Below are 13,216 nucleotides of genomic sequence, written 5' to 3' on the forward strand. Positions count from 1 at the left end.
TCCATGTGCCGGATTATACGCATTGAAACTTTACAGCTCACGGATTGTGTCCGTCGATAGATAAGTCTACATACCCGCGAGGGAAAGAAAAACCACCCTCAGAAAACGTAACACCACTTTTGATCAATGACCAAAAAAATTATAGCTTATCAGTGCGCTATTACGGGGGATAAGCGGAGGAAATTTGCAGAAACTCGCAGGAAACTTCCAGCTATGAATATTGTTCAAAACCCCAAAAAACGCCCCTATGGCACCCCACCGACTTATGACAGACCTCAGTGCCCAACCCTACAACACAGGAATATCCGTAGGAGTAGCGCCCGCAGCCCAATCATGAGACGCTGCAAAACCAGCAACCATCGGCAAAAAACGAGGCGCCGCATAGCCGCGCACAGCATACGCAGTTGCCACCGCATCCGCGGCAGCCTCCAGCTGAGAGGTCGGAATCAGCGCCATCACCGCGCCACCAAAACCGCCACCCACAATACGGGCACCCAGCGCGCCCTGATCCAGACACACCTGCACCGCAACATCAATCTCAGGGCGAGAAACACGCAACTCATCACGCATCGACACAAAGGACTCCATAAAAATACGGCCCGCCTCCTCAAACGCCGCGTAACCCAACTCATCAGTATGCTGCAACAGATAGCTCGCACGACCCACCAGAGTCATATCGTGGAATGCATGACGTACCCAACCACGCGGGAACGAACACGGACGACCCGCGTCCTCGAGAGCATCCAGGGCACGATTCACCGAAGAATCCACCAAATCAGCACGCCATGCCTTCGCCACACGCGCATCCATACCCCCGCAGGACAAATCCTGTGGCAAAGCATCACGCAAAAAACGCAGACCCAAAGCGTCAGCGCACGCCTCAGACGCCGCACGACGAGCCGCAAAACCGCCATCCGTCAGCTCATGTGGAGTGTTCGTATCAATCACCAAAAAACTCAGACCATGCTGGGCAATATCCACCGCAACCGGCTCAATCGAAAAATCACGGAAATCAACCACCAGAGCCTGCTCCGGATGCGAACGCAACGATGCCGTCTGATCCAGGCCACCCGTATGCGCGCCAGCTACCTTATTCTCAGCCGTAATGCACACCTGGGCCAGACGCGCACGCAATGCATCACTATCAGCCGGGGTAGCATCCGCCTCAGGGCAATCCTTACGCACCAGACACGAGAGTTCCAACAACGCCAACGCAGTAGAACACTCCAAAGCCGCTGACGACGACAAACCGCCACCCACCGGAACACGAGAATTAATCAGTAGGTCAGCACCAAACTCATCGGGCAGCATAATATCCCTGCCGCCCTCCTGATTCATCGCCCACGCAACACCCGCCACATAGGTGAACCAGCCCTTCAAATGACCCGGCTGAATATCGCGAATCACAACCGTGCGCTCATCGCCGGGCATCTGTAAAGAAGCCGCACGCAACACGCCATCACGACGCAACGCACCCGCCACATAGGTGCGGTACGGCAGTGGCATCGGCAGGCACGAACCACCCAAAAAATCAATGTACTCGCCCAAAAGATTCAGACGCCCAGGCGCAGACCACACACCATCCGGCTCATAACCATACGCAGTAATAAACTCCTCACGTACACGCGCAATCTCCGCACTATGGTCCGGAAGAGCCGCCCACTGGGCGGTAGCGGTCATCGACATGGAACACCTCTAATCAAGCCCCAACAGGGCACCAAGACATAAACGACACCCCGCCCATACCCGATACACTCCGGATATAAGCACCTGTCACATCTAGACTAAAACAGAAAACCAGCGAACATCGACTCAGCCACCAAACCGCACCGGTATCAGAGTGTGGCAGGGCACTCAAAGCCAACGCATGCAAAAGCCCCGCACCCCACAAGGGGGCACGGGGCACCATACATAACTAATAAACCAAAAGAAGGGTCAAGCGATTACGCATCCTGCGTATAGGGCTCCTGCACCACCATTATCGTGTCAATGGCAGATAGCAGATCCTGACGGTAACGGTTAAACGCATTCTCAATCAGAGGAACATCGCCACTCGCCACAGCCTCCTGAGGCGAAATCAGCGGCAGAGTCTGATACTCCTCCACCAGGCTCAACGCAATATGAGTCAGCAAACGAGCACGACGCAGCGCCTCCGCATGACCCAAACCAAGCGCCTGGAACTCATGAGCCATCGCCACCACCGGCTTCAACTCACGCGGGTGCAGAGTCAAACTCAAGCGCACCACCTCAGGGCATTCACGAATCGGGTAGAGCAGGGAGAACAGCGTATCGCCGCGGCGAATCATTGAAGCACGAATAGCCTCCGGATTCGCTTCAGCCTCCTCAGACATCGACTTCGGGGCACGAGCCAGAATATAATCCGCCAACAGAATCAGAAGCTGCTGCTTATTCTTCACGTGGTAGTACAGAGCGCCGGGAGCCACGTGAAGCTCCTGAGCGAGTCGGCGCATGGAAAGGTCCGCCAAACCGTAGGTCGCCAAGACCTCGTAGGCGGTATCTAGAATCTTTTCACGGGAAAGTACCACTCTTTCATTTTAGGGTGTTCAAATCTGTAACGTGAGCAAGATGCACCCCACCGCAAACAAAAATCGCGCAAATACACGGCATAACCTCAAAAATGAATGTCGATTCTCACCCCCCCCCCCGGAGCGAACGTTTCGCGTTTCAAGGGTAGTTTTGCACCAGAGCGCACCCCAAGAAGCAGAGAAAAACAGTCACTCCCACGCTCTTGGCATAAAAACACGTCTTAAACCGCCCAAAACCGCCAAGACAGGCAAACCTCGCGGGCGCACAGGGCAAAAGGGGGTGTTTAATATTCGGTATGAGCAACGCATTTTCTGAACTAATCGAGCGCGCCACCGCAGGCGAAGGCCTCAACCGCGAAGAAATCCACACCCTCCTCGTGGACGGTGAAGGCCAGGACTTCGCTCTCATCGAGGCAGCCTCCGTAGTGCGCCGCAACGAATTCCGCAACATGATTGCGATCCACACTAAAGATGAAGCGCTCGCCGATGCGCTGGGTACCCGCTCCATCGCCGTGGAATCCTACGAAGTTCTGGATATCTCCCGCGACATCGACTCCGAAGAACTCGCGGCAGCCATCGAACGTATTGCAGAATCCTCCGCAATCGGCGTGACCGTACTGCTGCCCGAAAATGCAGTGCCCATGATGCTCATGCGCGTACTGTCCATCCTGCGCCTAGCAGCACCCGCCAAGGTCATTCACCTGCCCGAAGGCTACGAACAGTCCCTGCGCTCGCTGACCTCCCTCGCAATGCACGTGGTCAGCGCTATCACCATTACCGACGACATCGAGCAGTGGCCCATGGTCAACGAGGTGCTCAAGGCACTACGCCACGGCGGCATCGTCATTTCCGGCACCGGTGGACGCGACGCTCTCGCAGGTTACCTGCGCTACCTCTCCGACCTCGGCGTGGACCTCATGGGTCACCGCGACGCACGCGGCTCCGCCTGCGGCTCGGTTGACGGTGGCGGCTGCGGTTGCGGTTCGGGTGGCTGCTGTAGCCACGATGAGCCGGCACCTTCCACCGGTGGTTGCGGCTGTGGCTCGGGCGGATGCGGTTCCTCCGCTGAAGCTCCGGCTGAGCCTCACGGCCACTCCCATGGCGGCTGCTGTGGCGGCCACGACGAGCCCAAGGAAGAAAAGGGTGGCTGCTGCGGTAGCCACGACGAGCCCGAGCCGGTCGTGGAGGAAGCTCCCGTTGGTGGTTGCGGCTGTGGCGCTGGCGGTTGCGGCTCCAAGTAGCCCGCTAAAGGTAACTACCCTAATCGACATATTCTAAATATGGAATTTTCCCCTGAATAACCTGCCGAAAAGCAAGGATATTCAGGGGAAAACTCTATATTCCACACAAGACATTAGGCTTAGAGGTAAACAACACCACAATAAACGCTACAAAACCCCATATCCCAAAAGCGATATGCACCGCTCCGGTAGAGTAGAAAGACGTAGCCGACTAATCCTAGCCGCGCGAAAGGAACAATACCGGACTAATGCTTTACCTCTCCGTTATCGTCATCATCCTCATTGCGACCGTGTTCATGGTCAGCGTCGGTGATCGACTCAACCTCCCCTGGCCGGTCATGATGACCCTGCTCGGTGCCGCCGCGCTCTTCATCCCCAACCGACCGGACCTTACTGTCGACAGTGACATCATCCTGCCAATCTTCCTTCCGCCACTGCTGTGGGCCATTGGCGTTAAATTCTCCTGGGGCACCCTGCGTCGCCGCTGGAAATCCGTACTGCTCTACTCGGTACTGCTCACCACCGTCTCCGCCCTGGCAATTGCCGGCGCCACCATGTGGTGGGTCCCCGGCATGACCACCGCCGTCGCCCTTGCTGTGGGCGCAGCCGTTTCCCCACCCGACCCCGTCGCCGTGGAGGCAGTGGCTGAGCCCGTAGGTATTCCCCGCCGCCTCATCGGCACTCTGCAGACCGAAGGTAGCTTCAACGACGCTATCGCAATCGTTCTTTTCCACGCCGCAATCCACTCCATGACCAGCGGCCACCACATTGACCCGCTCTCCGTTGCCAAAGACTTTGTGCTTGGCTCAATCCTGGCGGTCATTATTGGTTACATCTTCGGTTGGCTCGGCGGCTACGTTCGCCAGCGTGCCCACGACGTGGTCACCAGCAACGCCGTGACCCTCGTGATTCCCTTCGGTGCCTACCTCGCTGCTGAAAGTGTGCACGCCTCCGGCGTTATTGCCGTGGTTATCGGCGCTATCCAGTTCACCAGCACCAAGTACATGGCGGCACTTGAAGCGGAAGAACGCCTCTCCTCCACTTCCTTCTGGCAGATTATTGAGCTGCTCATGACCGGTGTCGCCTTCGGTCTCATTGGCCTGCAGGAAAGCAACATTATCGCCACCGCCGACCCCTCCCGCATCACTGGCCTCCTCGCTGACGGTGCCCTGGTCGCCCTGGTCGCCATCCTGGTACGCCTCATTTGGTTTACCATTGTCTGGCTGGCAGGACGCAAGAGCCCCATCCACGAGGGCGCCCCCGAAAGTTTCGCCGAAGTTATCGTCATGACCTGGTCCGGCATGCGAGGCCTCGTGACCCTGATTCTTGCTCTGTCCATCCCCGTGGTCAACGGCACTGAACAGGTCCGCCAGGATGCTATCGTCATGATGCTCTCCGTACTCTTCTTCACCCTTGTGCTGCCCGGCCTGACTCTGCCCATGCTCGTGAAGGTCCTTGGCGTGCGGGCTAACCATGAAGAAGAAACTGCAGTACCCGAACTACTCAAGATTGCGCAGGACGCCGCCCTTGAAGCACTGCAGGCAGAGGCGAAGGCAAGCACCGACCCTGAGACCTACGCTCGCGTGATGGAAATGTGCTCCGCCATTACCCGCCGCGATGAAATCAGTGAAGCACTGCCCGAAGAATATAAGCAGCACATGGAGAAGATCAAGGGCAAGAGAAATGACTTCGTGCGCCTGCGTGACGCCGCCCTCGTCGCCGCGCAGAACGAGGTCATTGCGGCGCAGGACCGCTACGACTCCCACGACGTGACCCGCGTGGTGCGTAAACTGGACATCCTGGCGCAGGCTGAAAGCATCCGCTCCTCCGGCGTGTTCATTCTGCCCGCTATGACCGCCGGCGCGGTCGCTATGGAACGCTACAACCTCTGGAAGAAGTACCAGGGCACCTTGAGTACCCGCGCAATCCCCGTGGTGGAGAACGCGCCCGCCTCGCCCCTGGTCACAAGCGAGGTAACCCCCAAGTCCTAGCGGGAACCCTCACCGCGTACCCGAACGCCACGTTTCTGCCCCTGCCTACCGCCCGCAAGTTAGACTGTCCTTCCTCTTTAGCTCACAGGCGATAGACGGGGGTAGAGGCAGATTAAGCCTCAACTATCACCTAAAATGAGACAGGAAACGTAGTGAACGTACGTTAGCTCTCTCAAACTCACGAATACATTGAAAGTAGATATGGACTTCAAGACTCTCTCGCCTGCGTACCTGACCTCCCTCGGCGTGATTTTTTGTGGCGCGCTCATGGTCGGATCCTCTATTCCCTGGCTTCTTTGGTTCGGCTGGATCCTTCTCATCCTTGCATTGGGTCTGAACGTTCTTGCTTTTCTGCTGTCCGTGGGTAAGGCGAAGGGTAACCCGACTCCCGCACTGGTTACCAACCTGGACGGTTTCGAGTCCTCCGTGGAGAACCGCATCCGCGGGCGCGCTGAGCACCGCCGCGAAGAACGAGAAGCAGCTGAGCACGAAGCTGCTGAGCAGTCAGTGGAAGCAACCGCAGAGGCTGATCAGGAAGTGGCTCCAACTGAAGCTGCTGAGGCTGTTGAGGCAACCGAGCACGCTGAAACTGCAGAGGCTACCGAGGTTCGTGAGGAGGAGCCCACCGAGTCCCAGCCGATTGTTGAGCGTGCCTCCGGTCGCATGAGCGTTCTGCCCTCGCGCCACCGTTCGGGTCGCGCCCCTAAGCCTCGCTCCAACGCACGCTAGGTAGGTCGGTAGTGAATACGAAGTTTTTGCTCTCCCCGGCGTATCTCGCCTCTATCGCCCTGATGCTTTCCGGAGCGGTACTTTCCGGTGGTCGGTTCATGCTGATCGGTTGGATTCTGTGCATTGTGGGTGTCTGCCTGAATGCCATGACCCTGGTGGTGCTGACGAACCGCGAGCAGCTGTACACCCTTGACGCGAAGGTAACCCGAGGCACCCGCCGCAGCTTTGATTACCGCCCCGCTGTGGTGCAACGAGTGGACGAGGCTCCGGCTGCTGGCGACGCCCCGGTCACTGAGGAAGCAGACGAAGAATCCGCGGAGTCTGTCGAGGAAGCCGCAGAAGAGCACGTTGAGGCACCCGAGCAGAAGACCAACTAGGGTGTATTCCCCTAAGACGTAAAGACCGTAACCGCCTCCCCGTATGGGGCAGTGGTTACGGTCTTTTGTATTGTGCCTCAACGTTCACCTCACTCGACGCTAGGCGAATACTTTTTGGAGGGGGGAGAGGCGAGTTAGCGCAGCGGGGTCTTTAGCGCTGAGTGCCCAGCTTCTGTGCCGCGAAATCAGCGTACTCCTGCACATGTGCACGAGCCTGCTTGGTCAGCGCCTTATTCTCATCTAGGATGCGCGCTGACTGCGCTGCCATCAGCTCCAGATATTGGCGGTCGCGGGTCTTTTTCCATGCGGTGCGTGCCGCCTCCAGCTCCGCAAAATCGTTGAGCACCTGACGCTGCATTGTGTACCGCACCCACATGAGCGCCAGAATCAGCACCAGCGGGATGAGGCACGCCCAGCTCTGCCACAGTCCGTACAGTGCCGCCGTAATAGCGCTCAAAATAATCAGCGCCGGGGAAATCGAGACGATGGGGGAGTTCGGGCGGCTCTTCTGGTTCTTCACGAGTGATTCACGCGCCATAGCGCGGAAGGTGTCAGAGAAGCTGGATGGGTCGTAAGACTGGGCAGAATCGACCTGCGGGCTCTTCTGAGACTGGCTCTTGGGATACTGATACTTGCCGGTCTGGTTCTTACGGGGCTGAGAAGCGGAAGGGCACATAGAAAACCTTACGGGGATACACGGGGAGTAATGGGAAAGTGGGTGTTTCACGTGAAACGGGGGGAGTAGGCGGCGAGTACATGCGAGAGAAGCGACAAGTACACGGAAGCGGCTGGCAGGCGTTCAGTACTTGCCGCGCCTGAACGCCACCTCGGGAGCTTCTACAGGGAAGTCTCAATAAACTCGTACGCCTTATCCACACAATCGGTGGTGACAGCTTTAACATCATCGGGGGAGTAACTGAACGACGCCGAACGGTCAGCGTAGCGGTGCATGTCGATATCGTTCCACGAATCACCAATCGTATGCACTTCATAGGAGCTACCCGGACGCTCAGTCTGTAGGTACTCCACCAGATGCTGCAGGCCGGTGCCCTTGGTGCAGGTGGGCGGCACAATATCCAGGAAATCCTGGTTCTTATGGCAGTCCACCGAATCACCAAAACGCTCCAGAATCCAGGTGTACGCTGCCTGGCGGACCTGCGCATCCGGAATCCATAGGGGCACACCCACGTACTCGTGGTTCTGCAGGTCATTAGCCGGTAGGGGAGTGAACTTCGGCAGAATATTCGTCGAGGACCCCACCCTATCGCAGAGGCTGTAATCGTTATCCAAGGTGGTCGCGAATAGTGCCACGCCGTCCACCGTGCTGAAATGCTCGTAGCACGCCTGCACAATACTTACCGGAAGAGGCTGATGGTAAATTACCCGGTACTGCCGGTCAGTAATCACCGCACCCGTGTACAGCACGTGGTAATCAAAGCGGATGGCGGTCGGGTTCAATGCCAGCTGAGCGGCAAAAATACTCTTACCCGTGCACGAGACCGCCAGGTTACCCTCCGCCTGCCAGCGGGCAATCGCCTGCTCATTGGCAGGGTCCACGGCACGGTTAAACAGGATCGTGCCGTCAAGATCGAAAGCCATCAACTTGGTCATCGAAACTCCTTCGCGGGAGGGCTGCGCCAATAGTTCGCATACACCGCCCCCAGCATAAACCTGCGCAAAAATAGGGATGCGGCCGGCACCTCTCAGTGTACCGACCGCATCCCCTCCATATGAGATATAGCCTGTGAACTTCACGCCTTCAATGAAGAGTGAATGGGCTCATTCCCGAATTCTTAGAGAGCCAGGAAGCCCAGGTAAGAACCGAAGATACCCACGGCAAACAGGGCGAAAATCAACCAAATAGCATTGACCTTCTTCTTCAGTAGCCACATGCACAGGAAGCACAGACCCAGCGATGCAAGGCCCGGCAGCAGATCGTTCAACACAGACTGAACGGTCACATCCACCATAGCGCCCGCCTGGTTCTTGTAGCTGGTCAGCGGCAACGGAATGTTCACACTTGTCCAGCGGTACACCAGCGCGCCCATCACGAACAGACCCATCACGGAAGCGCCCTGAGTGATCTTCTGCAGGGTATTACCGCCCGCCTCAGTCACAATCTGGGTACCCTTCTCATAACCGTACTTGAAGCCGTACCAGCGGGTTGCCCAGCGAATCGCGGTCAGACCAAAGAAGAACAGCAGCGGGCCCAGGATATTACCGGTCACCGCCAGGGAAGCACCCAGAGCAGCCAGCACAATACGTGCGGTACCCCAGTAAATCGGGTCACCGACACCAGCCAGCGGGCCCATCAGACCCACCTTCACGTTGGTGATAGCGGCTTCGTCAATGTCCTTACCGGCTGCCTTCTCACGTTCCATCGCAGCGGTCACACCCATAATCGAGGATGCAACCCACGGCTGGGTGTTGAAGAACTCCAGGTGGCGGGTCAGCGCCTCTGCCTGGTCTTCCTTCTTGGTGTAGAAGCGCTTAATCGCCGGAATCATGGAAACCGCGAAACCGATGGACTGCATACGCTCAAAGTTGAACGAACCAAGCAGGAAGGTGGAGCGGATGTAGGTTTCGACCTTATCGCGCTGTGTGAGCTCGGGAACTTCAACGAGCTCGACGTTCTTGTTCTCAGTCATGATGATGCTCCTTACTCGAGCTCGTTATCAAAGTCGTTTGCTGCGGCTGCCGGTGCTACGGCGGGTGCCTCACTCTTATGGAAGAGCGGGTTCAGCTGGGTGTACAGCAGACCCAGGCAAGCGCCCACAATACCGATAGCAACCAGGTTGAACTGTGCCTGACCGGACAGGGTTGCGATGAGGTCCTTTGCGCCCTCGGTGCCAGCAATTGAAATCGACTGGGTTGCCGGGATAGCGGCAGCAGCGATGAAACCAAGGAAGAAGAAGGGCATGAGAGCCTTCGAACGCATCATGTTGATAACCATTGCGAAACCGACCACGGTAATCATGCCACCGGCGATACGCAGACCGGTGGTCACCTCGGCAGGAATCATGCCCAGCAGGCGGGTCAGCTCATCGGAGCTAATCAGAGCCACAATAGCGGTCGGAATAGCAACACGCAGACCCTGCAGAGCCATACCGCTGATATGCATCAACTCAATACCGCGGAAGTTTGCCGTCTTCGCGAAATTATCAGCCTGATGCTGGAAGAACACCGTAATGGTACGAACGAAAATGGTCAGAACCTGACCTGCTGCAGCCAGCGGCACAGCAATAGCAATACCGGTGGTGATGTCCTGGTGACCCTGAATCACAACGACAGCGGAGATGGTGGATGCCAGAGCCGAGTCGGGAGCCATCGCCGCACCAACATTCATCCAGCCTAGGGCGATGAGCTCCAGTGCGCCACCGAGCATAATGCCGGTAGTCGGGTCCCCCAGTGCGAGGCCCATCAGGGTACAAGCGACCAGAGGGCGGTGGAACTGACGCTCGTCCACCACGGATGCGACGCCCGCAATGAACGCCACGAGAACAACGAGAATAAACGTCAGGGCGCTCATGCGTCCAGGCCTTTCTGCTTGAGGATCTTTTTCAAATCAACCGGGGAATGGTTGGGCAGCTGCTGCACCGTCAGCTTCACACCGCGCTTAATAAGTTCACGGTAAGCATCCAGATGCTCCTCGGAGGCGTACACCGCGTCCGAAAGCTGAACCATACCGGTCTTGAAGGTGACGCCACCAACGTTCACTTCGTTGATTTTGACACCTTCGTCGAGCAGTCGCACCACGTCAACGGGGGATTCCACGACGAACATGGTCTTCATGCCGGTGTACTTAGGGTTGTTGTACACGCGGCCCGCCTTAGCGATGTCCAGGACGTTGGTCTTCACGCTGGTCGGTGCGACCTGCAGCAGCAGGGACTTGCGCAGCTGATCGTGTGCCGCATTATCGGATGCCGCGATGAAGGTCTGCGGTGCGATATGGGGAACCCAGGTGCCTGCCACCTGACCGTGAATCAGGCGGGAGTCGATGCGGGTGAAGATAGCGTCCATGGTGCCGCCGGGAACCTGTTGAGCAGCCGGAACCTCGACCGCCTTGGTCTCTGCGGGCTTCGCCTCGGCGGGCTTAGTGGCTACGGGCTGGTTTGCCTCCTGGAAGGAGCGAATACCCTTAGTGCCAGCCTTGTGAGCCTTAGCGACCAGGGACTTGAGGGTTGCGTTCTTACGGCCTGCGCTGGAGATGACCTCGATAAGCATCGGTACGTTGACACCGGAGACGACGTCGACACCTTCGCGGGTGGCTGCAAACTGCGCACCGGCGTTGTAGGGGCTACCGCCGAAGAGGTCGACCAGCAGCAGGGTTTCTTCTGCTTCAGATGCCTCAACTATGCGGGTGTACTCTTCGATGAGATCTTCGGGGCCCTGACCCGGCAGGAACGTGACCGGGTGGACGTTTTCGAAGTTACCGAGGATCATGCCGGCGGTCTTCAGCAGAGCCGGAGCCGACTCGCCGTGTGCCGCCACAATGATAGTGACCATAGTGGTCCTCTCGTGTTCGTGACATGGTGTGTAGTGGCCCATGAGGAGCCTCATAATTCTCAGATAGTAACATGTATATTGTGTGTTTTGTGGGGTTTTTCTGGCTATGCACACTTTAGGTTCGGGTGACATTTTTTCAAGTGTTGGAATATGGGTTTTTGGTGTCAAAACACGTATTTATTACCGGGGCCCAAAAATTTTAAACAGAACACCGAAAAAGATTGCCAGTGTGAGAGGCGGAGTGTTATTTTTGTGAAAAATTGAGAGCCTGGACATTTTGCAAGTGGACTGACGAGGCACGTGATGTGCAATATTTGGATCCCAAGGGTGCGAGAAAAAGATTTACGATGAAAATATTGAATAAAAAATCGGCGCACAGATCAAAAGGTGTGGGATTTATAAAAAACCCACATTTTCTTGCGGCCTGTCCACAGAATGATATTTCTGGAATGTACCGACATGAACCATCATTTAAAAATTTAAATCAATGCGCTAATGTGTGAAAAACTCGGCAAACAGCATTTTAGTGACAGGTTGTATATATAAATAGCAGCTCACCTTTAAATACCACATTCCACCTGGTAACACCTCTCTAAAACCTTCACTCCCAAATCCCCCGCCCGAACCCCTCACCGGGATTCAGAAGTATAGAATTCGGGGTATATATTTCAGAGCATAGAAAAAGCGACGGAGAGCCCCCGGTTGCTTTCTGCACATGCGTTACGCGTTAATGCCCCACATATCCCGCGCCAGACGCGCAATATGAATCGTCAAATACGTCAACTCATCACGAGTCAGGCTCTGCTTCAACTGCATCTGCAGCACCAACAAAACCTTCTGTGCACACGCGTAGGCGCGCGGTGCATCCGCACGAAGAGCCGCCAACAAACTCGGCTGCGACACCTCATCAACATCCTCCGTGCGATTTGCGGAGGCGCGGCTCGCCCGCACAAATAAGTACCGTAGATGCGTCACAAAACGTGCCGCGCTCATCGAGTCGGGATTAATGGTCCGCTCATAGCTTGCCTCAATAATTTCAAAAACCTGCGCGAAAACCTCAGTCATGCGAAATGCCTGAGACATATCCGCTGTCGCAAATTGTGCGTTGACAAGGTGCAACGCCAAAGGAATAGCCTCATTCGGGTCTAGCTCAACCTGCAGGCGCTCGCGAACCATCTTCAAAACCGCGCGGCCGTACTCCACCTCGCGCGGGTAGAGAACAGCCACCTCCGGGGCAAGCGGATACTCCACCCGAACTCCATCACGCGCACGAACCACCGCATAGTGCAGGTGATCAGCCAGCGGAAGAATAAACGAGTTCGATAGCTCCAACACACCCTCGGCGCGCACCTTCGACTCCAGAAGAGTGGCAATCGACAGAATCTCCGCCGGAATCTCAGACAGGGTCATACTCAGACGCTCACCCGACATGCCCTGCTCCGGCACAAAGGTCTGCTCCACCGCAGACGGGTCAATCAGCTGACCCTTACGCTTACCAAAAGCAATGCCGCGACCAATCATCACGGACTCCTTGCCGTAATGATCCACAGTGAGGACAACATTATTGTTATAAATGCGGCTAATGCGCATGCGTCATCCTCCTTCATGGGTGTTGGGTCGCCAGAGCAGAAATGGCAAAATCAAAAGATACGCAAGGTGATTGAGTGTTACCTAAGCTAGTACAAATTCTACCGAAAGTTTGAAACCGTCATAAAGGGTTAACGCGCAAATGTGGGGTAAAGCTGTGTCCCAACTGTGATGAAGGTAAGCATTCCATAAGTTTGCGACTGAAAACCGACTCCCGCCCCGCCGCGAACCCTAAAATC

At 56.4% G+C, this 13,216-nt stretch carries 12 protein-coding genes; 4 read left to right on the forward strand and 8 right to left on the reverse strand.

Features of this window, described 5'->3' with window-relative positions; genetic code table 11:
* Positions 1-288: 288 nt before the first annotated feature.
* Both QFX07_RS00115 and QFX07_RS00120 read right to left on the reverse strand, forming a co-directional pair.
* Positions 289-1,686, reverse strand: coding sequence for a galactokinase (locus tag QFX07_RS00115; RefSeq protein WP_279754411.1), 1,398 nt, complete (start codon positions 1,684-1,686; stop codon positions 289-291).
* A 257-nt stretch (positions 1,687-1,943) separates the two neighbouring features.
* Positions 1,944-2,546, reverse strand: a complete 603-nt coding sequence (locus tag QFX07_RS00120; RefSeq protein ID WP_279754412.1) for a TetR/AcrR family transcriptional regulator — start codon at positions 2,544-2,546, stop codon at positions 1,944-1,946.
* Positions 2,547-2,842: 296 nt separating this feature from the next.
* Between QFX07_RS00120 and QFX07_RS00125 the strand changes: the two genes are divergently transcribed.
* The 4 genes from QFX07_RS00125 (at position 2,843) to QFX07_RS00140 (ending at position 6,884) form a co-directional block, all read left to right on the forward strand.
* Entirely contained in the window at positions 2,843-3,787 is a 945-nt protein-coding gene (locus QFX07_RS00125) for a biotin synthase (RefSeq protein WP_279754413.1), read from the forward strand.
* A gap of 248 nt (positions 3,788-4,035) precedes the next feature.
* Positions 4,036-5,778, forward strand: coding sequence for a cation:proton antiporter (locus QFX07_RS00130; protein ID WP_279754414.1), 1,743 nt, complete (start codon positions 4,036-4,038; stop codon positions 5,776-5,778).
* A 201-nt stretch (positions 5,779-5,979) separates the two neighbouring features.
* Positions 5,980-6,507, forward strand: coding sequence for a hypothetical protein (locus QFX07_RS00135; RefSeq protein WP_279754415.1), 528 nt, complete (start codon positions 5,980-5,982; stop codon positions 6,505-6,507).
* Positions 6,508-6,518: 11 nt separating this feature from the next.
* A complete protein-coding gene (locus QFX07_RS00140; protein WP_279754416.1) occupies positions 6,519-6,884 on the forward strand; it encodes an ATPase in 366 nt (121 codons plus the stop codon).
* A gap of 151 nt (positions 6,885-7,035) precedes the next feature.
* Here the strand turns inward: QFX07_RS00140 and QFX07_RS00145 are convergent, their stop codons facing one another.
* The 6 genes from QFX07_RS00145 to QFX07_RS00170 form a co-directional block, all read right to left on the reverse strand.
* Positions 7,036-7,560, reverse strand: a complete 525-nt coding sequence (locus tag QFX07_RS00145; RefSeq protein ID WP_279741937.1) for a hypothetical protein — start codon at positions 7,558-7,560, stop codon at positions 7,036-7,038.
* A gap of 161 nt (positions 7,561-7,721) precedes the next feature.
* On the reverse strand, positions 7,722-8,495 hold the full coding sequence (locus QFX07_RS00150) for an HAD family hydrolase (RefSeq protein WP_279754417.1): 774 nt from the start codon (positions 8,493-8,495) through the stop codon (positions 7,722-7,724).
* Between the two features lie 182 nt (positions 8,496-8,677).
* Positions 8,678-9,532: a PTS system mannose/fructose/sorbose family transporter subunit IID gene (locus QFX07_RS00155; RefSeq protein ID WP_279741935.1), complete on the reverse strand. Its 855-nt coding sequence runs from the start codon at positions 9,530-9,532 to the stop codon at positions 8,678-8,680.
* 11 nt (positions 9,533-9,543) lie between these two features.
* On the reverse strand, positions 9,544-10,413 hold the full coding sequence (locus QFX07_RS00160) for a PTS mannose/fructose/sorbose transporter subunit IIC (protein ID WP_279754418.1): 870 nt from the start codon (positions 10,411-10,413) through the stop codon (positions 9,544-9,546).
* Positions 10,410-11,390, reverse strand: a complete 981-nt coding sequence (locus QFX07_RS00165; RefSeq protein WP_279754419.1) for a mannose/fructose/sorbose PTS transporter subunit IIA — start codon at positions 11,388-11,390, stop codon at positions 10,410-10,412. The genes QFX07_RS00160 and QFX07_RS00165 overlap by 4 nt, the downstream gene beginning before the upstream one ends.
* A gap of 720 nt (positions 11,391-12,110) precedes the next feature.
* Entirely contained in the window at positions 12,111-12,980 is an 870-nt protein-coding gene (locus tag QFX07_RS00170) for a PRD domain-containing protein (RefSeq protein ID WP_279754420.1), read from the reverse strand.
* Between the last annotated feature and the right edge of the window lie 236 nt (positions 12,981-13,216).

Origin of the sequence: Rothia similimucilaginosa (genome assembly GCF_029850985.2) — a bacterium.
Taxonomy (GTDB): Bacteria; Actinomycetota; Actinomycetes; order Actinomycetales; family Micrococcaceae; genus Rothia.

Coding starts and splice junctions, on each gene's coding strand:
- QFX07_RS00135 (WP_279754415.1), top strand. CDS start 5,980: ATGGACTTCAAGACTCTCTCGCCTGCGTACCTGACCTCCCTCGGCGTG.
- QFX07_RS00115 (WP_279754411.1), bottom strand. CDS start 1,686: ATGTCGATGACCGCTACCGCCCAGTGGGCGGCTCTTCCGGACCATAGT.
- QFX07_RS00130 (WP_279754414.1), top strand. CDS start 4,036: ATGCTTTACCTCTCCGTTATCGTCATCATCCTCATTGCGACCGTGTTC.
- QFX07_RS00160 (WP_279754418.1), bottom strand. CDS start 10,413: ATGAGCGCCCTGACGTTTATTCTCGTTGTTCTCGTGGCGTTCATTGCG.
- QFX07_RS00170 (WP_279754420.1), bottom strand. CDS start 12,980: ATGCGCATTAGCCGCATTTATAACAATAATGTTGTCCTCACTGTGGAT.
- QFX07_RS00165 (WP_279754419.1), bottom strand. CDS start 11,390: ATGGTCACTATCATTGTGGCGGCACACGGCGAGTCGGCTCCGGCTCTG.
- QFX07_RS00125 (WP_279754413.1), top strand. CDS start 2,843: ATGAGCAACGCATTTTCTGAACTAATCGAGCGCGCCACCGCAGGCGAA.
- QFX07_RS00145 (WP_279741937.1), bottom strand. CDS start 7,560: ATGTGCCCTTCCGCTTCTCAGCCCCGTAAGAACCAGACCGGCAAGTAT.
- QFX07_RS00155 (WP_279741935.1), bottom strand. CDS start 9,532: ATGACTGAGAACAAGAACGTCGAGCTCGTTGAAGTTCCCGAGCTCACA.
- QFX07_RS00150 (WP_279754417.1), bottom strand. CDS start 8,495: ATGACCAAGTTGATGGCTTTCGATCTTGACGGCACGATCCTGTTTAAC.